At 40.5% G+C, this 24,022-nt stretch carries 21 protein-coding genes and 2 pseudogenes; 17 read left to right on the top strand and 6 right to left on the bottom strand.

The features are described from left to right. The first annotated feature begins 196 nt into the window (after nt 1-196). From JCM19043_RS07365 to wrbA, 8 genes are all read left to right on the top strand, one after another. Entirely contained in the window at nt 197-832 is a 636-nt protein-coding gene (locus JCM19043_RS07365) for an ABC transporter permease (protein WP_231631445.1), read from the top strand. 2 nt (nt 833-834) lie between these two features. After that, nucleotides 835-1,875: an ABC transporter substrate-binding protein gene (locus tag JCM19043_RS07360; RefSeq protein ID WP_062321382.1), complete on the top strand. Its 1,041-nt coding sequence runs from the start codon at nt 835-837 to the stop codon at nt 1,873-1,875. A gap of 31 nt (nt 1,876-1,906) precedes the next feature. Beyond that, nucleotides 1,907-2,698, top strand: a complete 792-nt coding sequence (locus tag JCM19043_RS07355; RefSeq protein WP_062321319.1) for an ABC transporter ATP-binding protein — start codon at nt 1,907-1,909, stop codon at nt 2,696-2,698. Nucleotides 2,699-3,238: 540 nt separating this feature from the next. Then, nucleotides 3,239-4,345 (top strand): ankyrin repeat domain-containing protein, encoded by a 1,107-nt coding sequence (locus JCM19043_RS07350; RefSeq protein WP_197274771.1) that lies wholly within the window; start codon nt 3,239-3,241, stop codon nt 4,343-4,345. A gap of 95 nt (nt 4,346-4,440) precedes the next feature. Then, the gene (locus JCM19043_RS17470) at nt 4,441-4,578 is read left to right on the top strand and encodes a hypothetical protein (RefSeq protein WP_231631444.1); all 138 of its coding nucleotides are present in this window, start codon (nt 4,441-4,443) and stop codon (nt 4,576-4,578) included. After that, complete coding sequence (locus tag JCM19043_RS07345) at nt 4,575-4,910, top strand: nucleoside deaminase (RefSeq protein ID WP_369813815.1); 336 nt, start codon at nt 4,575-4,577, stop codon at nt 4,908-4,910. The genes JCM19043_RS17470 and JCM19043_RS07345 overlap by 4 nt, the downstream gene beginning before the upstream one ends. 234 nt (nt 4,911-5,144) lie before the next feature. Then, on the top strand, nt 5,145-5,741 hold the full coding sequence (locus tag JCM19043_RS07340) for a flavin reductase family protein (RefSeq protein ID WP_062321315.1): 597 nt from the start codon (nt 5,145-5,147) through the stop codon (nt 5,739-5,741). A gap of 142 nt (nt 5,742-5,883) precedes the next feature. After that, nucleotides 5,884-6,489, top strand: coding sequence for an NAD(P)H:quinone oxidoreductase (gene wrbA / locus JCM19043_RS07335; protein WP_062321313.1), 606 nt, complete (start codon nt 5,884-5,886; stop codon nt 6,487-6,489). A gap of 99 nt (nt 6,490-6,588) precedes the next feature. Here the strand turns inward: wrbA and JCM19043_RS07330 are convergent, their stop codons facing one another. From JCM19043_RS07330 to JCM19043_RS07315, 4 genes are all read right to left on the bottom strand, one after another. Further along, a complete protein-coding gene (locus JCM19043_RS07330) occupies nt 6,589-7,203 on the bottom strand; it encodes a hypothetical protein (protein WP_062321311.1) in 615 nt (204 codons plus the stop codon). 246 nt (nt 7,204-7,449) lie between these two features. Then, entirely contained in the window at nt 7,450-7,770 is a 321-nt protein-coding gene (locus tag JCM19043_RS07325) for a hypothetical protein (RefSeq protein ID WP_062321309.1), read from the bottom strand. A 59-nt stretch (nt 7,771-7,829) separates the two neighbouring features. After that, on the bottom strand, nt 7,830-8,168 hold the full coding sequence (locus tag JCM19043_RS07320; protein WP_231631443.1) for a hypothetical protein: 339 nt from the start codon (nt 8,166-8,168) through the stop codon (nt 7,830-7,832). Between the two features lie 211 nt (nt 8,169-8,379). Then, nucleotides 8,380-9,345 (bottom strand): tocopherol cyclase family protein, encoded by a 966-nt coding sequence (locus JCM19043_RS07315; RefSeq protein WP_062321305.1) that lies wholly within the window; start codon nt 9,343-9,345, stop codon nt 8,380-8,382. A 215-nt stretch (nt 9,346-9,560) separates the two neighbouring features. Here JCM19043_RS07315 and JCM19043_RS07310 point away from each other — a divergent pair, with 215 nt between their 5' ends. Together JCM19043_RS07310 and JCM19043_RS17465 are read left to right on the top strand one after the other, a co-directional pair. Next, nucleotides 9,561-10,004 (top strand): CopY/TcrY family copper transport repressor, encoded by a 444-nt coding sequence (locus JCM19043_RS07310; protein WP_062321304.1) that lies wholly within the window; start codon nt 9,561-9,563, stop codon nt 10,002-10,004. A 194-nt stretch (nt 10,005-10,198) separates the two neighbouring features. Then, nucleotides 10,199-10,315, top strand: coding sequence for a hypothetical protein (locus JCM19043_RS17465; RefSeq protein WP_231631442.1), 117 nt, complete (start codon nt 10,199-10,201; stop codon nt 10,313-10,315). A 102-nt stretch (nt 10,316-10,417) separates the two neighbouring features. Here the strand turns inward: JCM19043_RS17465 and JCM19043_RS07300 are convergent, their stop codons facing one another. Together JCM19043_RS07300 and JCM19043_RS07295 are read right to left on the bottom strand one after the other, a co-directional pair. Next, on the bottom strand, nt 10,418-11,041 hold the full coding sequence (locus tag JCM19043_RS07300) for a flavodoxin family protein (protein ID WP_062321302.1): 624 nt from the start codon (nt 11,039-11,041) through the stop codon (nt 10,418-10,420). A gap of 82 nt (nt 11,042-11,123) precedes the next feature. Continuing rightward, nucleotides 11,124-12,290, bottom strand: a complete 1,167-nt coding sequence (locus JCM19043_RS07295; protein ID WP_062321299.1) for a sugar MFS transporter — start codon at nt 12,288-12,290, stop codon at nt 11,124-11,126. A 207-nt stretch (nt 12,291-12,497) separates the two neighbouring features. Between JCM19043_RS07295 and metE the strand changes: the two are divergent. The 7 genes and pseudogenes from metE to JCM19043_RS07260 all read left to right on the top strand — a co-directional run bounded on the left by metE (nt 12,498) and on the right by JCM19043_RS07260 (nt 23,684). After that, a pseudogene (metE, locus tag JCM19043_RS07290) lies at nt 12,498-14,782 on the top strand (5-methyltetrahydropteroyltriglutamate--homocysteine S-methyltransferase). After that, nucleotides 14,769-15,635 carry a methylenetetrahydrofolate reductase [NAD(P)H] gene (gene metF / locus JCM19043_RS07285; protein WP_062321297.1) on the top strand — a complete coding sequence of 289 codons (867 nt, stop codon included), beginning with the start codon at nt 14,769-14,771 and terminating at the stop codon, nt 15,633-15,635. The pseudogene metE and the gene metF overlap by 14 nt, the downstream one beginning before the upstream one ends. A gap of 318 nt (nt 15,636-15,953) precedes the next feature. Then, nucleotides 15,954-17,551: pseudogene (locus JCM19043_RS07280) on the top strand (xylulokinase). Between the two features lie 124 nt (nt 17,552-17,675). Then, nucleotides 17,676-18,077 carry a cupin domain-containing protein gene (locus JCM19043_RS07275; RefSeq protein ID WP_062321295.1) on the top strand — a complete coding sequence of 134 codons (402 nt, stop codon included), beginning with the start codon at nt 17,676-17,678 and terminating at the stop codon, nt 18,075-18,077. A gap of 117 nt (nt 18,078-18,194) precedes the next feature. Next, entirely contained in the window at nt 18,195-21,629 is a 3,435-nt protein-coding gene (locus tag JCM19043_RS07270) for a glycoside hydrolase family 2 TIM barrel-domain containing protein (RefSeq protein ID WP_369813814.1), read from the top strand. 221 nt (nt 21,630-21,850) lie between these two features. Next, complete coding sequence (locus JCM19043_RS07265) at nt 21,851-22,777, top strand: DUF72 domain-containing protein (RefSeq protein WP_082394471.1); 927 nt, start codon at nt 21,851-21,853, stop codon at nt 22,775-22,777. Continuing rightward, nucleotides 22,761-23,684: a cation diffusion facilitator family transporter gene (locus JCM19043_RS07260; protein WP_231631439.1), complete on the top strand. Its 924-nt coding sequence runs from the start codon at nt 22,761-22,763 to the stop codon at nt 23,682-23,684. Before JCM19043_RS07265 ends, JCM19043_RS07260 begins: the two co-directional genes overlap by 17 nt. Nucleotides 23,685-24,022 lie beyond the last annotated feature (338 nt).

Raw genomic sequence — 24,022 nt, 5'->3', positions numbered from 1 at the left:
AGTAAATGGTATAAATAAATAAGAGAACGAAACATTGGAGGATTATTATGAATGTCAAACAGTCAAAAAATCCATTTGAAATCACACTGACATTATTGACGTGGCTTATTGTCATTGTACTATGGTTTATATTCACAAACGTCGGTGAGATGTCTTCACTCCTTTTACCATCCCCCAAGTGGTGTGGGAGACATTTATGAATATTGTAAAGAACGGGTACGGGAATGTGAGTCTGTGGCAACATCTCAGTGATAGCTTTGTGAGACTCTTCTGGGCAGTAAGTTTAGCCTTTATAACCGCGGTACCTTTAGGACTTCTTAGTGGTTATTTTAGTAAGTTTAAAGCGATTGTTGATTCCATTGTACAATTTTATCGTCCGATTCCTCCCCTGGCGTACTATGCGCTTTTGATTTTATGGATGGGCATTGATGATGGATCGAAAGTAACCTTGCTTTATCTAGCCGCTTTTGCGCCTATTTACATCGCTTGTGTGGCAGCGGTTAATAGCGTTAGTCAAGATTACATTTTAAGTTCAAAGTCACTGGGCGCAAACCAAAAAGATGTGTTCACCAAAGTTGTCCTTCCAGCCTGTATGCCTGATATTTTTACCGGTCTAAGAACAGCGATGGGGTTTGCTTATACGACACTCGTCGCCGCTGAAATGACAGCGGCCACAAGCGGAATAGGCTGGATGGTGATTGACGCGTCGAGATACTTACGGTCTGACGTGATGTTTGTTGGGATTATCATCATGGGTGTGACTGGTATTATCATGGACGGTGGTTTACTGTTACTTGAAAACAAATTAGTATTTTGGAAAGGAAAAGATTAATGATGAAAAAAAAGATGCAAGGATTATTCGTGATGTTAGTCGGGCTTCTCGTATTTACCGCATGTGGTGATGAGGCTTCAGAAGGTAATGAATCTGGAGCGGATCAACCGGAAGTCGTCAACATTGGTTATTTACGCGTGCCAAATGACGAGATGGTCGCAAAGACAGAAGGGTATTTTGATCAGTACTTTGCCGATTTAGGTATTGAAACAAACTTTGTTGTCTTTGATTCAGGTGTTGAAGCCAATCAAGCATTCGCTTCAGGTAGTGTTGATTTTGCCTCAATGGGTAACACAAACGGGATCATCGCCCTTTCTCGCGGGCTAGACGTTGAACTGATTTGGCTGCATGAGATTCTTGGTGAAATTGAAGGGTTAGCTGTACGTGAGGGAAGTGGGATTGAACAAGTCGCGGACTTACAAGGCATGAAGATTGCGACCACCTTTGCTTCAACATCACATTACAGTTTACTTCAAGTATTAAATGATGCAGGTATTGCGGATGATGTTGAACTGATTGATATGAAGACGGTTGATATTGTAGCGGCTTGGGAACGCGGGGATATTGATGCGGCGTATACGTGGCAACCATCACTTGGTAAATTATTAGACGGTGGCGAGATGTTGATTTCTTCTGAACAGGCAGCTGAAATGGGACACAAAACAGCGAATATTTTACTGGCGCGTAAAGGTTTTACCGAACAATACAAAGACTTAACGACGGACTTTATCGCTGCGCTCGTTGAAGGTGGGAACCTTTACCGTGAGGATAGTAAAACGGCGTCTGAAATTGTCGCAAATCCCTTAGAAATCACACCAGAAGAAGCTTTGATGCAAATGGAAGGGTCTGTTTGGTTAACACCAGAAGAAGAAATTAGCAGTGAATATTTAGGAACATCTGAAGAAGCGGGTGACTTCTCACGCGTAATGAAACAAACGTCAGATTTCCTACTTGAACAAGGTTCTATTTCTGAATCGCCTTCACAAGAAGCGTTTGATGACTTTATTAATCCTGAATATATCGAAGCTTACTTGGCACGATAATATTACCATCTACAACTAAGGAGTTTTTATTATGGCAAAAGAAACACCTTTAATAGCACTTAATCATGTCAGTATGGATTATGGTGATGGAACAGAATCTGTCCTTGCCTTAAAAGACATTGACTTAGCTATAGAAAAAAATGAATTTCTTTGTATTCTCGGTCCGTCTGGTTGCGGGAAAAGTACCCTCTTAAAAATTATTGCGGGCTATCAAAAACCAACAACAGGTGAAGCGACGTTTCAAGGGAAAACAATTACCGGTCCAGACTGGCACCGCGGGGTCGTTTTTCAATCACCTACCTTATACCCTTGGTTATCAGTGAAAGACAATGTCGGCTTTGGTCCAAAGGTCAGAGGGATAAAGAAAGCACAGATTGATCAAATAACGGATCAATTCCTTGACCAAATTGGGTTATTGAAAGATAAAGATAAAGCGGTCTTTGATTTGTCTGGTGGCATGCGTCAACGGGTGGCCTTAGCGCGTGTGCTTGCGAATGAACCGGAAATGATTTTAATGGATGAGCCACTTGGGGCACTTGATGCGCTTACGCGTCTGAATATGCAGACACTTATTCGTGACCTGTGGCATAAAAATAAAAACACGGTCGTGATGATCACACATGACGTTGAAGAAGCATTGTCGCTTGGTACCCGTGTGATTGTGATGTCAAAACAGCCAGGAACAATTATTAAGTCGTACGATTTAAATTATACCTATCAAGCATTAGAAACAGACAATCATCGTGTGAAAGTAGACGAACAATATTTAGAGATTAAAAATGATATTTTGGATTTAATTAATGCTGATTTAAATGAAGCATAATGACTGTCTTTATTGTCAAACAGTCTTGATGACTCTTTAGCGAGAGGATCAAGACTGTTTTTGTATTAAAAATATCTAAGTGGTTAGCGACAAAAAATGATGTATCCTATGATTTTTTAAAGAAAAGAATGTAAAGGGTGCGCTGAATATGAAAAACATAAAAAGACAACAACGGTGATGGCATTGAAAAAGTTAATCGGTCGTTATATGATAAGCACAACTTATGAGAGAAAACTAAAGGCTAAGCTGAATGTTTGATTGGGTGGCAAGGCACTCACAATCTCATGTCGTTAATGATCAAAAAGAAGGTGAAAACGATCCAAATCCAAAACCCTCACGATAAACTCTTCAAAGAAACCTTTAAACGTAATGTCTTATGATATAAGGAAGATGATTGAAAAATATGTTATCGTTGTTTAAGTAACCATTCCTTAGTTAATCATATTATCCTTTTGATGAACAACATATTTACCATACGTTACGAGGGGTCAAATCAACAAAATATTAAAAACACATAAATATAGGGGTGTGATGAATACGATGAATAATCAAGCTGTATTTAAAATTTTACAAACAGAAGATGAACAAACGATATTAACGATGCTCGAAGCATTATCTCCACTTGATACAGCGATTGTGAATGGGGAAGGACAGACAATGCTTCACCTTGCGGTAAAGAGAAACCAACTAGAAGTGGCGGCCTGGTTACTAAATATGGGAAGTCATCCTAATCAAAAAGATCACACGATGCTTTCGCCGTTTATTGCCGCGGCAGCAATGGGACATGCGGTGTTGTTTCAGTTGCTATTACTGTATCAGCCAGATTTAACGGAAGTAAATCGGTTCGGTGGTACGGCTCTTTTACCATCGAGTGAGAAAGGATTTTTACCTGTCGTACAATTAGCACTAGATGCCGGTGTGCCTGTCAATCATGTGAATCAATTAGGTTGGACAGCTCTTTTAGAAGCCGTTGTCTTAGGGAATGATGGGTTTCTCTATCAAGAAATTGTTGAGGAGTTAGTAGTAAAAGGAGCCGATATAACCATTCAAGATTTTGATGGAAATACAGCGGTTGATTATGCGAAAAATCAACAGATGGCTAACATTTATTCGATCTTGACTGAGGGTGTTGTCGAGACGTCTTTTACCGAGGTGAAGAGATGGATTCGTGAGAATGACTATTATCGCGCATTAAAACGATTGCTTGCTATGGAAAAATCACTAGAACAATTCTATTATTTAGGTGTGGTTTACGAACGCTTGCATCAATACGATACAGCTCAATTTTATTACAAAAAAGGCTTCCAAGAAGATCCGCAATTTGCGTATTATTTAGCGAACGTCGCGAAGAAACAACAGCATATTGAACAGGCGCTCTCATACTATGACCAAGGCGCAAAAGAAAGTGAAACACCAGAATTCTTTATCTATCATCAATCAAATGTTCTGCGAGAAATTGATAGACATCAAGAAGCTATAAAACTAATGGATAGCCTGTTGGATAATAATCCTGACCGGGTTGATTATATGTTTCATAAAGCCAATAGTTTACGTCGTTTAGGACAGTATCAAGCGGCTATTGATGTCATGTCTCAAGCGAACCTATTGCAACCGGCGAATCCTTTATTTTTTCGTGATAACCGTTAGTAGTGAATATATACAGTGTTAGTTTAAACTTATCCATAGAAAATAGGACGAATGTTCAAGCGTGAGTTAATAATAAAAGATCAGGAGTGAGAATGATGTGTAAAGATAGAGATAAATACTTTCAACTAGCAACAGAAGCCACGATTGAGGGAATGAAACGAGGAGATGGTGGACCGTTGGTGCAACGATTGTTCGTCATGGTGAGGTTATTGCCTCAGTTGGAAACACTATGATGCGTGACACAGATCCATCAGCACATGCAGAAATGGTGGCAGTGAGGGAAGCCTGTAAAAAGTTAGGGACGATGGATTTATCTGACTGTGAAATATACGCAACGTGTGAACCTTGTCCGATGTGTATAGGGGTCATGATGTGGGCAAATATTAAAAAAGTATATTACAGCAGTACGAAAGAAGATGCCGCAACATACGGTTTTTCCGATCAACATTTAAGGGATTATTTAGAGGGGAATAAAGAGTTATTCGATATGGAAGCTGTTGGAGAAAGAGAAGATTGCCATCGCTTATGGACAACATTTGAACAAGTTCAATCGGAAAAAGAATAAAATGTGTCAGCGGTAAAATAACGAGGCTATATTCCTAATTAGATAAAATAGGTTAGGTTAACCCTGATCTATATTTTATGCTAGAAGAATGAGTGGGTTGCTAACAGGTTATCTGACACAGAGACTATGGTTCTAACAAAATCATAGTAGATGATTTAAGGAAGGCATAGGAGTTGCCTTTCTATTTTCTTTACGTTATAATTATCTTGAATTCGAGATAAAAGGAGTGGTGTGATGGTTCAAATAGATGCCTCAACATTATCAAAGCGGGAACATTATCATTTATTAACGCGGGCAGTTGCCCCGAGACCGATTGCTTTCGTGACGTCACAATCTAAAGAAGGAGTACTTAATGGCGCGCCATTTAGTTACTTTACGATTGTATCAGCAGAGCCGCCGCTTTTGATGATCTCTGTTCAGCGTAAAGATAAAAAAATGAAGGATACAGCGCGTCACATCATTAAATCGGGTGAGTGTGTGATCCATATTGTTGACGAAACAAATGTTGAAGAAATAAATAAGACCGCCAGCGCACTACCTACAGATGAAAGTGAAGTAGATACCTTTGATTTTACGCGCGTGCAGAGTCAACGCGTGAAAGTAGACGGGGTGAAAGAGGCTCAGATAAGAATGGAGTGCGAGCTCGACACACATACGGTTGTAGGTGATGAGAGTGCCGATCTTATCGTTGTACGCGTGGTCCACTATCATTTAGATGACGCCATTTTTGATGGATCAGTCATTGATGATGAACGGTTAAAACCGGTGGCGCGCTTAGGTGGGCAGTCATACAGTAAATTAGGTGAAATGTTCGAATTAGTTAGACCTTAATAAAGGTAACGATAAACAAGTATGTCGATAAGTATCGAGTCAATTCAAACGATATATGAAAAAATGATTAGAAATAAGTGGAATGGGTAGATAACATATTAAGAAACAAATAAAAAACAACAGAAAAAGGAGCGAGATTATTATGACAAACGTGACCGTAATTTTTTACAGTATGGGTGGAACAAACGTCCAATTAGCAAAATGGGCAAAAGAAGGTGCTGAACAAGCAGGTGCTAATGTGCGCTTAGTTAAAGTAGATGAATTAGCGCCAGAATCGGTTATTAATGGTAATGAAGGTTGGAAAAATACCGTTGAGTCAATTAAAGATATTCCATCAGCCACAAGTGATGATATTGAATGGGCCGATGCGATTATCTTTAGTGTACCAACACGCTTTGGTACGATGCCATCACAAATGAAACAATTTATTGATATGCAAGGGGGGCTATGGGCGAATGGTAAGACCGTCAATAAAGTCGTAAGTGCCATGACATCAGCTCAAAACCCTCATGGTGGACAAGAAGCGACATTGTTATCACTCTATACAGCGATGATGCACTGGGGGGCTATTATTGTGACACCTGGTTACTCTGATCCGGTTGTCTTTGGTGCGGGTGGTAACCCGTATGGTACAAGTGTATCGGTTGACCAAGACGGTAACATGGTTGAAGATGTTGAAGCAGCAGTAAAATATCAGGCTAAACGTACAGTGACAGTAGCTAATTGGGTAAAACAAGGTCAAGCTTAAGCATGTATTAACTAAATGAAAATCAAAAGAGGATTCGCCTTCTGGGGTGAATCCTCTTTTAATTATACTAAAAAGTTTCGTGAAGCTACTTATACTGCATCAGGAATTCTCACCATTTTCCTTTAAAAACTTTTGGATGAGAGCTTGTGCTTCTCTAAATTTCAAAGTCGTCTTTCTTGTTTGTTCTGAAGAAATTGGCTCAGATAGATCATTTAGTAAGGGGGGACTTCCTTCTGCTTGTTTGGGGATATGGAAGGTATACTCACCGAAGCGATAAAGATATAAATAATCATCATCCATTTCGTGATAGCCGAGATACGTTAGTTTTCTCTGATCAGCTAATATTTTTAATGCCCTATCTTTCAGTTTATATAAATTCTGTTGGCGAGATTTTTGACTCTGTGTTGTCTGGTGATCACCTAACAAATAGGCGAGATTTTTTGCATCACGGCTTTTTTTAGCGGATTTGTTTATAATGTATAACGCTTCGCTCAATGTTTTATCTGTAAGGGGGAAATGCTTGGTTTCTACATGACGCCTCTTAATCGGAATAGCATCTTCAATCGCATATAATTTAAAAGTTTTACGTCCGTGTGGTGTACAGAGGCTTACGGTCCCTCTTACTTTAGTCTTTTCAGTGATTTTTCGGTGGTGGACTTTCAGAAGGGTTGTTTTCGTCGCTAAATGGTCGGGGATCTGTTTGTAGTGTTCCATAAATATACTCCTCTCATCGTTATGATTAAGAGTATATCAAAACGAGTTAAAGGAAGAGAACAACCAAAATGGAAAAAGTAGTGCTTCATAAGGGTGAAAATCAGCAATGACGGTATTTTTCGAAAAAACAATAACATTTTTCTACATGAAAAAACAATCACACTAAACCGCATGATTGTTTTAAATGGAGTGATTAATTTTGTGTTTCAAACAATTCTTTAATATTATCAGGAACGCGGATCACATTCACAATCTTGAGTCTTCCTCATTGTCGAGTTGAGGCTTAAATTCAATCAACAGCATTTCACCACTATCGAAAGTGAGTAATTCATAGTTTTTAAAATTTGCGCCTGATGTCGACAGCTCACCAAAGCTTTCAAATGCGTCCTCGGAAATGATGTCTTCTCGTCCTTCTGAGAACAACGACTGGAAATAATCATAATTTTGACTATCGATGTGAAATTTCATTAAATGTGCTGTATTCGTTGGTGTGGTTGGTTTCATTGGTTGGTCACTGCTACAAGCGGTGAGCAGTATAATTGAAAGTATGAAAACAAGTTTCTTCACTTATATACCTCCTTATGTATTTGTGGTTGATAAATGTTTACGTACAGTCTGCTGTAAGGCTAGATGGCACGTGATTCTTTGGTAAAGGATCTTACGAATAATGTACCGGCTAAAACGGCTAAAATCATATGTGTTTCAGGAATGATCAGTACTTCAAGATACAAAGGATGATCTAAACTAAACCAAGCAATCCAACTTGTCGCAGGGATAAAGACAAAGACCATCAATACTGCTGTCACAACGAGTAACGTTGATTGAAGGCGGATGTCGCCTTTAATGACGCGGGATAGTCCCCTATATTCCATTAACATACCAAAAAGAAAAGCATAGAGGGACGTGAGAATAAGCAGTTGATAAATTGCCGGTAGCTTGATTTGATGCTTGTTCAATATCAGCATAAGTAATGGTCATTAGCGATAGCAACACAATCATTGCTGATACAATCAAGATGGTAGGTAATATCTTTTTCATTAAAACACCTCCCAATTAAAGTAGTAGAGAATATATGAAACAAAAGAAAATACCATATATTTAGTGTGAAGGAAACAAAAACATTTGTCAAAGAATTACATGGTTTTTTTGTTAAAAAAGAGATGATATGTTAGGTGTTTAATCAACATTAATATTGGCCATTTTAACAACTTCTATACCGGCATATGGACTTGAATCCGCATGGATTAATTGGTTGTGGTGGTAGAGTTTAAAGTCAAGCTTGCCACCTAAGCCTTCTTTGATGGTGTCGGTCATGGCACCATTGAGTGGTGCTTTTAATTCTTTCGCATCATCAAGCCAGGCATTTATTTCTAGCCGCCATTGGTTTTTAGTCAAGATTAAGAATAGATGCTGGTCGGTGATTTTCAGCTGCGTAATTTTACTGCCGTTATAAGTCGCGAAGCGATAGTCCTTCCCATCAAGGTGAAGATGACATAAATGCCCGATAAAAGACGTTTTTAATAACGGAATCGTTGCGACACTCACCATTAAGCTCGCTTGTTTTGTAGGAAAGTGATTGGCTTGCGACCAAATGTATTTTTCAGGGAACGAATGCCCCCAGTCTTTTTCGATATAGCCGTGATCCTGTTTAAATGTTAAGGTATGCCCGCCAGCATCAGTTAATGTCCCGTTCACATGGTGATGCATACTGATGACCCCGTGTTTACAGGCCATCTTTGGGATATAGCTGAAAAACCCCATAATGTTAGGGGTCAATAGTGATCGGTTGATGGGTATGATAGTGTCATAAAGAAATTGTCCTTTAAAATGATAGGTGTCATCATTTATATCAATGCGCGTTTCGGTTAAGCTAAAGAAAGAATCACCAATCGTCACGGAAAAAGGAACATCCGTTGTATGAAAAGTATCAAGTGGATAAGTGAAATAATATGTTCTCACCGGGTGAGACTGGATCACCTGAATAAAAGCATGGCTGTCATCAGGATTTAAACTGATACCCGGAATAAAAGCGATACTTTGATTTGATGATGTCGATGTATGCTTAAAATACCAACCTTCAAAATAGTGCTGATGTTTTAACTGCCCTTGAAAGATTTCAGGGTGAGTATGTCGGTTAATCATATGCGTCATCCTTTCAAACGATGGTTTTAATTGATAGCTTTTATCCATTATAACAATTTTTAGCAAGGAAAGCTGTTTTAATCTTATGAGTAACAGATGAATAACAACATAACCCTTATCCCCAAGGGATAAAGTGTGTCTTTATCTTGACAGAACGAGCAATCGCTTGTACACTATAATTAAAGATTACACTTGTAAACGGAAGTGGTGATACAATGACAATTGAAATGGATAAAGACATTACCAATGCGGAGTGGGAAGTGATGCGCGTTGTCTGGGCTCAAACAGAAGTGCCTTCTCACGTCATTATCGATGTGTTAACAGATAAACGCGGGTGGAAAGAACCAACGATTAAAACTTTAATCGGTCGCCTTGTTAAAAAAGGCGCGCTGAAAACAAGGAAAGACGGACGGAAATTTCTTTATTCAACCGATATTAAAGAAGATACGCTTGTCAATGAAACACTGGATCAGTTTTTCCACAACATTTGTAGTAAAGATATTGGTAAAACGATTGGCGTGTTGATTGACGAGGCAATGTTGAGTCATGACGATGTTGCTTTATTAAAAGAAAAACTGATTCAAAAAGAGCAGGTAGCCTATGATACGGTGCCATGTAATTGTGTAAAAGGCCAGTGTCAGTGTCAGCATCACAGATAACGATTTAATACAAGTGATGATCGTATCACTCAATGGATATTGGGCGAGAGAAGCTAGCCATTTAAAATGGGTTTCAATAAATTTAAGGGGGGAAATAGTATGACTAAAACAATCTTTGAAGTAGCCGGTATGAATTGTATGCACTGTGTAGGTAAAGTAGAATCAGCCTCACAGATCAAGCAGGTGTAGAGAAAGTGAAAGTAAACTTAAAAAAAGGTGAAGCCAAAGTGAAATACGACGAATCAGCCGTTACCGCTGATCAGTTAATCGAAAGCATCAAAGTAGCGGGCTACACTGCCACAACCAAATAAACCAATCATCATCAAGGGTTAAATACAATGTTAAAAAATAAGAGAGGCGTTAGGTCAATGACTAATGCCTCTCTTATTTGTGTAAGCTGTTCACTGATCAGCTTACAACGTATTCCCTTTCGCAGGAATCGGGTGGTCTTTTAACAGCTTAGCAAAATACAAGGTATTATAAACAAGCATCTCGATATGCTTATTCGTAAAGGCATTCTCACTTGCCTTACCATCCATATAAGATGGCCCTGGTCCTGCCTCTCCGACCCAGTAGGCATCGACGTTTGGTGGAATGACAAAACCGATATGACTCAAACCATAAAGAATCGAAGCGGCGGCATGTTTTGCGCCGTCCTCATTCCCAGTAATCACAACGCCTCCTACTTTGTTGTAATAAATTGCTTGCCCTTTGTCGTTTGTATCACCGCTCGTACCATATAACCGTTCAATGGCTTGGGTGGCGAGACTACTTTTTTCGCCGAGCCAAAGCGGGGTACCGATTAAGACTATATCAGCTTGTATAACTTTCTCTAATAGCTGTGGCCACTCATCACCGTCTCCTTCGTCGCCTGTGACACCGTGACGAATGTCGTAATCGGCTAGGCGCACACTTTCAGTCTGTGCCCCTTCTTGTTCATAAAGCTTCCGTGCTCTTTCATATAATCCTTGTGTGTGCGACGGTTCTGAACTATCTTTTAACGAAGCGTTTAGAAACAAAACATGAATGTCTGTCATGTGGACCGTTCCTCCTTTTTGTCTGTCAGTATACATGTTCCACTTAGCAATCAGCGTTAAACGTACGATGGTCGTTAACGTATTAAGCTGTTAGCTTTAGTGTCTGGTTGAGTTTTTCAGAGAAAAACAGCATAAACCCAGTTAAGACAAGTAAGTAGACGGGGAAGAGGCCGATAGTAGACACACTCACGATGAACCCAAAGAGCGGTGGCATAACCGTTGTCCCGAGATAAGCACTGGCCATCTGAATCCCGATAATACTTTGCGAATAGCGCTTAGGGAAGTTGACCGGTGTTGAATGAATAATCGCTGGATAAATCGGCGCGCACCCGAGACCAATAATGATTAAACTGATCATATACATCGAATGTGAACGGTACTCAAACATAAATAGGCTAATACCTAAGAGAATAATCAAGGACCCGTAACGAATCATCCGCTTATCGCCGACAACATCAGAGATGAACCCCGCCAGGAACCGGCCTGCTGTAATACCGATAAAAAAGTAAGACGCAAACTGAGCGGCGATATTTGCTGGTACCCCGCGGTGTTCAACCAAGTAACTACTCGCCCAAAGTCCAGCGGTACTTTCAATCGCGCAGTAACCGAAAAAGGTGATGAGGACAAACTTGACCCCTTTGATCTTTAACGTGTCTTTAAGGGCGATGGGTTCGTAATGCTCATCAGCTGCTGATACGCGTCTTGATTGTTTCCATAACGGTAAACTCATAAATAAAATAAAAGTTAAACCGATTTGTAGCAAGGAGACGAAGAAATACCCTTCGGTATACGCTCGCCCGCCAGTTAAAAAATAACTCATAATATATGGACTAACCGACGCCCCCACACCCCAAAAGCTATGAAGCCAGTTCATATGTCGTGAGGCATAGTGGAGCGCGACATAGTTATTAAGCGCAGCATCAACGGCCCCGGCACCAATCCCATACGGAATAGAAAAGACGAGCAACATGATGAATGACTGACTAAAGCTAAAACCAAATAAGGCGATGGCCGTTAACATCACACTCACAAGCGTCACTAGACCGGTACCGAATTTTTTTGTTAAGCGATCTGAGAGTAAACTAGATACAATCGTTCCGATGGAAATGACAACCGTAATCATGCCGGCATAAGAAATGGGCACATCCAGTGATCGATGCATCACGGGCCAAGCTGAACCAAGTAGTGAATCGGGGAGACCCAGGCTAATAAACGCTATGTAAATAATGACGAGTAATAATGTGTACATAAGTGACTCCTTTGGTTGTATGATAGTTTCAATGCTTCTCATTATTGTAAGCGATTAAATAAGAAAAAGCTAAGAAAATGACCGATTTGATTTAGGTTGATTGTGTTATAGGGTCACGCTATAACATACTATCAGAAATAACCATTACTTACCAAGCGTCTGGGCGTGCTATAGTAACGTTAACTTAATTAGAGGAGGCATTTTAATATGAAAAGTGCGATTATTGGTTACCCGCGTATCGGTACAAACCGTGAGTTGAAATTTCAGACCGAGGCTTATTTTAGAAAAGAGAAAACAGCGGAGGAATTAAAACAAGTAGGAAAGGACTTACGACAAAAACATTGGGAAAAAGAGCGAGATGCAAAGGTCGATTATATCCCGTCAAATGACTTTTCTTTTTACGACCAAGTCCTTGATACTGCGGTCCTGTTAAATGCAATTCCAAAACGTTATCGTGCACTGAACTTATCACCGCTTGATGTCATGTTTGCGATGGCAAGAGGTTATCAACAAGGGGATAAGGATGTCCATGCCTTACCGATGAAAAAATGGTTTAACACGAACTACCATTATCTTGTTCCTGAGTTATCAGACCCTGAACAGATAAAACTCGTCGGCACTAAACCATTCGATGAATACAAAGAAGCAAAAACACTCGGGATTGAAACAAAACCCGTCCTCATTGGCCCGTTTACTTTCTTACAGCTGGCGAGTTATCAGGAAGGTTTGAACAAAGACGCATTTGTTCAACCGCTGATAAAAGCTTATCAACAACTTCTGCATCAATTTGATACACTAGGAACAGAATGGATTCAAATCGATGAACCCGCATTGGTTTATGATTTAACAGAAGAAGACCAAAAGCTGTTTACTCGATTATATGAAGAAATTTCACGTCATAAACAACACGTCAACGTCCTGCTTCAAACGTACTTCGGTGATGTACGAGATGTGTATCAAACACTGCAATCTTTACCGTTTGATGCAATCGGTCTTGACGTGATTGAAGGTGTCTACAACATTGAACTCATTAAAACGTATGGTTTCGATCAATCAAAAGTGCTCTTTCTAGGCCTTGTCAACGGGAAGAATATTTGGCGCAACAATTATAAGCAATCACTAGAGATCATTAACCAAATCAAGCCACACGTTGGTGAGATTGTCTTATCGTCATCATCGTCACTACTTCATGTGCCGTATACAGTGAAAAGCGAGAGACATTTATCGGCTGAGCATGTGCGACATTTTAGTTTTGCGGAAGAAAAGCTGACGGAATTACATGAATTAAGTCAGTTAGTAGACGTAACGGATGTTGCCGCTGATGAGTATTTTATAAATAATCAACAATTATTTGAAAACGCACGAACAGAAGTCGACCAACATGTAAGAGAACGCGTGGCGCGTTTAACGGATCGAGACTTTGAGCGCTCGCCGTCACTGCATGAGCGAAAGAAACGCCAACAAGAACGGCTAAAGTTACCCCTTCTCCCAACAACGACAATCGGGTCGTTTCCGCAAACGGCTGATGTGAAAGACAATCGACGTGCCTTTAAGGCAGGAGAAAAAACAGCCGACGCCTATCACCGTTTTAATAAAGATAAAGTAAAGGCGTGTATCAAATGGCAAGAAGCGCTAGGACTCGATGTGTTGGTGCACGGAGAATATGAACGCAATGATATGGTCGAGTATTTTGGGGAGCAACTAAATGGCTTTATTTTCACTTCACATGCGTGGGTACAGTCTTACGGCACGCGTTGTGTGAAACCACCGATTGTATGGGGCGATGTGTCAAGACGTGCGCCGATGACTGTTGATTATGCGACGTATGCTCAAAGCCTTACGCATCGTCCGTTAAAGGGATGTTGACAGGGCCAATCACGATTTTGAATTGGTCGTTCCCGCGTGAGGACTTACCGGTTAAAGCGACAGTCGCTCAAATCGCCTTAGCTATTCGTGAGGAAGTATTAGATTTAGAAGAAGCCGGTATCGGTATTATTCAAATCGATGAAGCGGCGTTACGTGAAAAATTACCGCTAAGACAAACCGATTGGCATGCGAAGTACTTAGACTGGGCCATTCCGCTCTTTAGATTGACCCATGCGAAAGTCAAACCGGAGACACAAATCCATACCCATATGTGCTATAGTGCGTTCACCGATATTATTCACGATATAGATGCGATGGATGCGGATGTCATCACCTTTGAGTCCTCGCGTTCGAACTTAGAGCTACTTCAAACCCTTAAAGCCGTTGATTTTAAGATGGCAGTCGGACCAGGTGTGTATGATATCCACTCACCACGTATCCCATCAGTACCTGAGCTAAAAACGACCATCGAATACATTCTGTCTGTTTTACCGATTGAAAATGTTTGGATCAATCCAGATTGTGGTTTGAAAACGCGGAAAGAAGCAGAAGTCGATCAAAGCCTCAAACATTTAGTATCTGCCACTCGGACGGTAAAAGAGGAGATTGTTTATGAAAACGTCTGAGCTATTTCAGCATAAAAAGGTGTTATCTTTTGAAATTTTTCCACCTAAACAGACGGAAAATTTAGCGGCTATTTATCAAACGGTCAATGCCTTAAAAGAACTGGCGCCGGACTTTATTAGTGTCACCTTCGGCGCCCTTGGCACAAAGAATAACCAGCGCACGTTAGATATTGCCTCAACGGTAAAACACACGTATGGCGTGGAAAGTGTGGCGCACTTACCTTCTAGTCAATTCACAAAAAGAGACGTGCAAGCCTTGCTCACCCGTTTTAAACAATTAGGGATTGATAATATTCTTGCTTTACGTGGAGATGACATCACAGAGCACAAAGAGAAAAAAGATTTTCATTATGCGAGTGATCTCATCGAATATATTAAATCGGAAGGTGACTTTAACATCATTGGCGCCTGTTATCCAGAAGGCCATATTGAATCTGTGTCTATACTTGATGATGTTCGGCATTTAAAAGAAAAAGTCGACAGCGGCTGTGATCAACTGATTTCGCAATTGTTTTTTGATAATGATTACTTCTACACCTTCAAGGAACGCACCGAACTGATTGGGATCGATGTGCCGATTCAAGCGGGCATTATGCCAGTTGTGAATAAACGCCAAATCGAAAAAATGGTTAAAATGTGTGGGGTTAACGTACCGAAAAAATTCCTGAAAATGATGGAGCGTTATGAATATCATCCAGAAGCGATGCGTGATGCGGGGATTGCTTATGCGATTGATCAGATTGTTGATTTGATTACTCAAGGGGCAGATGGTATTCACCTTTATACGATGAATAACCCCTATATTGCCCATAGAATTTATCAAGCGGTCAATCAATTGTTGATTGCATCATAAAGAGAGGTCTGCCTCTCTTTTTTTTGATGGAGTAAAAGTTGTATTTAAAATATGGGGCTTTTAATTTTATTAATTTTTGTACGTACCTTTTAATTTATTGATTATTTTAATTTTATTTTAACAATAACTTAATGATAAATCCTTATTTTATAAGCAATTAATTTTAAAAAGTATATGTCTTTTATAATTTTAACTTGGACTTACAAGTTAATCATGGTATGATTTAATAAGAGAATCATAAGGTCAACTTATAAGAATAGGTGTATTTATGTAAACGTTATCTTTTAAGTCTAAAATGATTAAGTCAATGGAGGGTTTATGATGTATGATATGAAACAAATGATTGAACAAGGCCAAACAGTCTTAGGGATTGAGCTCGGATCTACGCGTATTAAAGCGGTACTCATTGCGGAGAATAACCAGCCGATTGCCAGTGGTGCATTCGATTGGGAAAATCAATTGGTAGAGGGTTACTGGACATATAGTGAACAATCGATTTGGGAAGGGCTTAAACAAGCGTATCTGAAGTTGAAAGAAGATGTTCAAAATCAGTATGGTGTCACGCTTAAAAAAATTGGTGCGTTAGGATTCAGTGCCATGATGCACGGCTATATTGCGCTAGATAAAGAAGGTAACTGGTTAGTACCGTTTCGGACGTGGCGAAATAATCGTCAAGAAGAAGCAGCCAGTGCGTTAACGGAAGCGTTTAACTATCAAATTCCACAGCGCTGGACGATTGCGCATTTATATCAAGCAATCTTAAACGGGGAATCACACGTGAAAGATATTCATACGTTAACGACGTTAGCGGGTTATGTGCACGAGAAGTTAACCGGTGAAAAGATTTTAGGTGTTGGTGAGGCGTCAGGTGTTTTCCCAATCGATTTAGAAACAAAGTCATACCAACAAAAAATGGTGGATACATTTGAAAAGCTTGCGAGCAATAGAGGTGTAGTGATCGATTTACGCGCGATTTTACCTGAAGTAAAAGTGGCAGGTGAATCAGCAGGGGCGTTAACGGAAGCGGGTTGTTTATTACTTGATCCATCGGGTGACTTAACAAGCGGCTCATTACTTTGTCCACCAGAAGGTGATGCGGGTACGGGCATGGTGGCGACAAACAGTGTCAAGGTGAGAACAGGTAACGTCTCAGCAGGTACGTCTGTGTTTGCGATGGTGGTGTTAGAAAAAGAATTATCAAAAGTCTATACGGAAATTGATTTAGTCACCACACCAACTGGAAATCTCGTGGCGATGGCGCACTCAAATAACTGTACGTCTGACTTAAACGCTTGGGTGAACTTGTTTAAAGAATTCCAAGAGACAATGGGGATGGCTGTTGATATGGATACGTTATATCAAACGCTATATGAAGCAGCACTTTCAGGTGATAAAGATGGTGGCGGTCTACTCAGTTACGGCTACCTATCGGGTGAACATATGACACACTTCGAAGAAGGGCGCCCTCTCTTTGTCCGTGGTACCGATGCGAAGTTTAACTTAAGTAACTTTATGCGTACCCACCTCTATTCATGCTTGGAGCGATGAAGATTGGTATGGATCTCTTACTAAAAGAAGAACACGTCGCGCTTGATGAGATGCTTGGTCATGGTGGCTTATTTAAAACAAAGGGCGTGGGCCAATCGATGATGGCCGCAGCTTTAAATACACCCGTCTCCGTAATGGAAACAGCTGGTGAAGGTGGAGCTTGGGGGATTGCGGTACTTGCCTCCTTTATGCTTCAAAAAGAAGAAGGGCAAACATTGGATCACTTCCTCAATGTCCATGTCTTTAATCAAGCGGAAGCGGACACGATTCATCCAAACCAAGACGATGTTTTAGGGTTTGAACAGTTTATGACGCGATATAAACAAGGTTTACCGATTGAACGGGCAGCCGTTGATCATCTTAAATAATACACGTTTCTTTAGACAGATCAGCTGTTATAGTGATCTGTCTGTTTTTTCGCTTTAAGTTAGGCACGGCTTACCTTATTGGCGCATACGTTAGAGGTAGCAAGAGAAAAAGAGGAGGTTTTATATGTATCCGTTTAATCGCTTCCCGCGCCAAAATGCTGTCCCTTATGTGACGAATATTGAAACGCTCACTAAGCAAAACAATGCTTATCGGCGAGTCATCTGGACAGGGGATGAGTTACAGCTCGTCGTCATGAGCATCCCACCTATGGGTGATATTCCGGTAGAACGACATGAGGCAGAAGACCAATTTATTCGAGTAGAACAGGGCCGGGCTTGGGCTATCGTTGGACCAAATGAGCAACAGTTAAATCAACAATGGATGCTAGAAGAAGATGACGTCTTACTGATCCCAAAAGGCTATGCCCATTACATTAAGAACTTAAATAATACCCCGCTTAAACTCTATACCCTTTATGCACCGCCACACCATCCACCGCAGTTAATCCAACAACAGCCAGAGTGAGTCACTGTGCGCAACGAGACAATGGTCTTGTTGCGTTTTTAACGTCATTAAAACAGGGTGTTTTTACACTACTTTATCTGGTTTTTCATGTGAGCGCTTTCTGATAAAGTTAGAGTGATGATGTATGACAATAAAACATTGAGAGAAAGGATAAACAATAAAATGAACCAGACATTATTATTTAATCACGATTGGTCGTTTCAAAAAACACCACTACATACCACAACAGTTACACAAGAACATTTCAAACCAGTAGACATTCCGCACGATTGGTTGATTTATAACAGTCAAGCCTTATATGAAGATAGTATCGGTTGGTATCAGAAGACACTGACCATCACGGACTTATCGAAAAGTTACGCGTTGTATTTTGAAGGCGTCTATATGGACAGTATGCTCTATGTTAATGACAAGTTAGTAGGGGAATGGAAATACGGTTACTCAAGTTTTGAGTTTGACATGACGGACTTTTTAGTTGAAGGAGATAATAACCTGCTATTAAAGGTGACGCATCAAGCGCCTAATAGTCGCTGGTATTCTGGTGCTGGGATATACCGGGATGTTTATTTAAAAGTGAGAGGGACAGCCTTTATTGAAACGGATGGTACTTATGTCACGACAGAAAAAAACGGTAACGATTATCAATTGACGATTGATACGACGATTGAAACCACGCATCCTGTTACCGTCAGATGTACATTAACCGGGCATGGTGAAGCGTCCGTTATTGAAGCGACAGACCAATCAACAGGGACAACATCCCAAACGCTTACGGTTCTCTCACCAAAAGAATGGTCGCATCGTGATCCAGCGCTATACACCCTAACCACGGAATTGTTGACAGATCAACAAGTTGTACTGGAGCGTTACCGTGAGCGCATCGGTTTTAGAACGTTTCAATTAGAGCCGAATCGCGGGTTTATAGTAAATGGTCAACAAGTAAAAATTAACGGCACGTGTGAACACCATGACCTCGGGGCTTTAGGTGCGGCCTTTAATAAAGAAGCGATGCGTTACCGTCTTGAGTTATTGAAAGACATGGGCGTTAACGGTATTAGAACAGCACACAATATGCCGGCAAAAGGCCTGATGGACTTATGTGATGAGATGGGTTTTTACGTTGTATCAGAAGCCTTTGATATGTGGGAGCGGACAAAAACACCTTATGACTATGGCCGATTCTTTAACGACTGGGTTCATCGTGATGTCGCTAGCTGGATTAAGCGCGACCGGAATCACCCATCGGTCGTGATGTGGAGTATTGGGAATGAAATATATGATACGCATGCGTCAAACCGCGGGGTAGAGCTTACGGAAATGTTAAGAGCTTTAGTGGAAACATATGACCCAAAAGGCAATGCCCGTGTGACAATTGGGTCTAATTATATGCCGTGGGAACATGCAAAGGCCTGTGCAGATGTGGTGAAAGTGGCTGGCTATAATTATGCAGAAAAATATTACGATCAACACCATAAAAAGTATCCCGATTGGATTATTTACGGGAGTGAAACAGCGTCTGTCGTGCAAAGCCGGGGCATTTATCATTTTCCGTATGATACCAATATTTTATCTGATGATGATCAACAGTGTTCCGCTTTAGGAAATAGTACGACAAGTTGGGGGGCGAAATCTCCTGAAGCGTGTATCATCGCTGAACGAGACACACCGTATTCCGTTGGCCAGTTTCTTTGGACCGGGTTTGATTACATTGGAGAACCAACCCCGTATCATACGAAGAATGCGTATTTTGGCCAACTCGATACAGCTACCTTTAAGAAAGATAGTTATTACATTTATCAAGCCGGATGGATGGATGTAAAAACCAATCCGATAGTTCATATTTTTCCTTATTGGGATTTTAATCCCGGTCAACTGATTGATGTGCGGGTAGCGTCGAATGCACCGCGAGTAGAACTGTTTATAAACGGTGAATCACTCGGTCAAAAAGCCATTGATCACCAACATGGGACAGTGCTTGTACCGACCTATCAGGTGCGTTATGAACCCGGTGAATTAAAAGCGGTGGCTTATGATGAAACAGGTCACGTCATCGCGACGGATAATCAACAGAGTTTTAACGACCCGGTTTTGCTTGTGATTGAGACAAATAAACAGACTCTCACCCATAGCGAAGATCTTGTATTTGTGACGATTAAAGCGCTTGATGAGTTCGGGCGTGAAGTGAAGAACGCGACAAATCGTATCTATGTTGATGTCTCAGGTGCTGGCCGACTGGTTGGGCTAGATAATGGTGACAGTACCGACTATGATACCTATAAAGGAAAGTCGAAGCGTCTCTTTAGTGGAAAGTTAATGGCAATCATACAACCAAAACAGACGCGTGGAAAAGTCATGATTAACGTCTCATCCATTGGTTTAACTAAAGCGACAGAAACGATTGACGTTATGTGTCCACGGGATCAAACAATTGGTGTTGTGGCAGAAAATAGTGATCAGATGATTGTGACGGGAAAAAGAGATGAAGTGACGGTCAGAAAGATCACGCTCGATAGTCACGGTATCCATCAGTTGACGCATGCACAACCATCGGTTGATGTGTCTGTCACATTGTCGCCAGAGTACGCGACAGATAAAGCTATCGCTTATAAAATTGTGACCGATGAAGGAGCAGAAACGACCCGCGGCGCTGTTGAAGAAACGCCACAAGGTGTGAGGGTTACCGCTAAAGGAGACGGAAACTTTAGGCTACGGGCGATGAGTAAAGATCATACAAATGCTGTGCGTCTTATTTCAGAGTTGGATTTTACTGCAACAGGCCTTGGTCAATTTTATAAAGATCCGTATCAATTTATTGCCGGCAGTTTATATGACGACGCAACAGGGGATGTGGGAGGTGGGAATGATCGAGGATTTGCGACAAGCAATGATGAGAGATGTCTCGTTGGTTTTCATGATTTGGATTTTAAAGATCGTGGCGCTGATACAGTAACGTTACCGATTTTTACTTTAAATGATGATGTCTATACGTTAAAGATTTGGGATTGTCATCCAGATGAAGGGGCAACGTTATTACTCGATGATACGTATCAAAAACCGTCCATCTGGAATGTCTATCAATCAGAAACATATCGTTTAAATAAACGCCTGACGAATATTCAATCGTTGTATATTGAAACAGCTAATAAAATGCATGTCAAAGGTTTTCAATTTGAGCCATTTAACCGAGCCAATCGAACCGTTGACGTGACAACGGTTGATACACTTTATGGTGATCATTATACGCTAGAAGAAGATAAAATCAGTCAGATTGGCAATAATGTCTCACTTACATTCAACGACTTTGATTTTGGCGAAGCGGGTGCGAACAGGTTAGTCATCAACGGTCACTCGCCGATTGATAAAAATACCGTTCATGTGCGTTTTTCTGACGGTGAAGTGGAAATGAATCAGCTTATTGAATTTACTGAGACAGACACGCTAACTGAAAAAGTGTTTGAACTTGAGTCTGTATATGGCAAACAATCCGTGACCTTTATTTTTCTTCCTGGTTCACAGTTTGATTTTGCTTCATTTAAGCTCACGAGAAAATAGGCGCTATGTCAAAATCTAAAATAGTCAAGACTATAAATAGAAAGAGATGGATGAATACTTTATAAAAAAGCGCGTAAAGACCGGTACAGGTTTTTGCGTGCTTTTTGATGGGAAAAGATAAGGGAAAAGAATAAGATTGACGAACATTCAAATGTGTATTAGAATGTAATTAATCAAACGATTGTTTGAATGGTAAAGTCATCAGTAAGAAGGTGAGAAGTATGATACATATTGGCCTATCAAGCTTTGGTGATCATCCACAGCTTTATTTACCAGAAACAAAACCGAGCGAACGCCTTGCTGATTATGCGAGCCATTATTTACTCGTTGAAATAGATAGCACCTATTATGCGATTCCGCGTCTGACACAAGTAGAAAAATGGGTCAAGACGACACCGGAAAATTTTAAGTTTATCGTAAAAGCGTATCGCGGCATGACAGGGCATGTGAAAGACGATGAGCGTTACGCATCAAAAAGTGAGATGTTTCAAGCGTTTCGAGAGGCGCTTTCGCCATATATTGAACATAAAAAGTTAGCCTTTGTGTTGTTTCAATTTCCGCCATGGTTTGATTACCGGAAAGATCATCTTCTCTATTTGAAGTATGTGCGTCAAGAGATGAAAGAGATCCCAGTAGCGATTGAGTTTCGTAACCGGACGTGGTATGACGAAAAAGTAAAGAGAGAGATGCTACAGCTGTTAAGGGAGTTAGCTTTTATTCATACGGCGGCGGATGAACCGCAAATCGGTGACGGCTCAGTTCCGTTTGTTTCAGATGTTGTCAATGAGACGTTGTTTATCCGGCTTCACGGTAGAAATAGAGCCGGCTGGTATCGACCTAAGGACAGAGAGACGAATTGGCGCGAGGTGAGGTATTTGTATCGCTACAACACCGAGGAATTAACAGCATTTAAAGATCTGATCTTAACGAAACAAGCGGAAGTGAAAAATGTGTATGTGATCTTTAATAATAATTCAGGTAAGGACGCTAATGATAATGCGGCTGAGTTAAAGCGGCTATTAAACATTAAAGAAGAAGGCTCTTGCCATCTCAATTATCTTTATTTTAATGAAGTGTCTGTTATTTCTATCGACATAGCAAACAGAGCAAATAATATAATGATACGTAGGCATGTTAAAACGTTATGAAAAGAAAGGAAGAAGCATTATGGGACATCACCACCATCACGATCATGGTCACGAGACAGGTAATATTAAAATCGCATTTTTCCTCAATCTCAGTTTTACCATCATTGAAATTATCGGGGGCTTAATGACAAATAGTATGGCCATTTTAGCCGACGCTCTGCACGACTTAGGTGACTCGTTATCCCTAGGCATCGCATGGTTTTTAGAAAAAGTATCAGGAAAAAAACCAGATGAGACATTTACCTTTGGTTATGCGCGCTTTTCTTTATTAGCGGCTTTCATCAATAGTATGGTATTGATTGTCGGGTCAACGATTATTTTATACCATGTGATTCCAAGAATATTGAATCCCGAACCCGTTGAAGCAAGTGGAATGTTGCTGCTATCGATTCTAGGTATCGTGATGAATGGTTTAGCGGTGTTGAGACTAAAAAAAGGTAGCTCAATGAACGAAAAAGTTGTCACCTGGCACTTGATGGAAGATATTTTAGGCTGGGTCGTAGTGTTAGCTGCGAGTATCGTCTTAATGTTTGTTGATTGGCCTATTATCGATCCACTACTGTCACTCGGTCTAACGTTATATATTTTATATAATGTCGTCGGTAACTTAAAAGAAATCGTCGGGATCTTCTTACAAAAAACACCGTCAGGTGTGTCAAAGAGCGAGCTTAAACAGGCGCTTGAGGAAGAACTCAACGTTCATACCCACCATTTACACCTTTGGTCACTGGATGGGGAGAAAACAATGTTATCATTACATTTAGAAGTTAAAGATGATTTAACGACGGATGAATTAATCGAAGAAAAAAGTCGGGTCAGACAATGGCTCAATGATCATGAAATTGATCACGTCACGTTAGAGTTAGAATTTGAAAAAGAATTCTGTGAGGCAAGTGATTGTGAGTAAGACTGAAGAGCCAGGGACAAAATTCTAAATAACTAGATAAAAGCGGCATTTCATACAAAAATATGAGATGCCGCTTTTTATATTTTTTCTCAATTTTTTGCAGAGCGAAAAGCGCTCCGCTTGGAGCGCATATGGCCAAAACAGCATTTAAAATTATTCAAGGACTTCATTGAATGAATTTCATAATTCTGAGGCCTTGCAGCCCAATGGTTTTGAAGCATAAAAAAGGAAGTACCTCCCCAAGTCTTGTATAATGGTAAGTAAACAAACTAAACCAAAAGACTGGAGGAGAACTCCCTATGCCTATTATACGACAAGAGAGTTTATTTAGCATTAAA

This window comes from Halolactibacillus sp. JCM 19043 (assembly GCF_001310395.1).
Classification (GTDB): Bacteria; Bacillota; Bacilli; order Bacillales; family Amphibacillaceae; genus Halolactibacillus; species Halolactibacillus miurensis.
The sequence above is the reverse complement of the archived record's forward strand: the minus strand, read 5'-3'. Positions and strand labels throughout refer to the sequence as shown.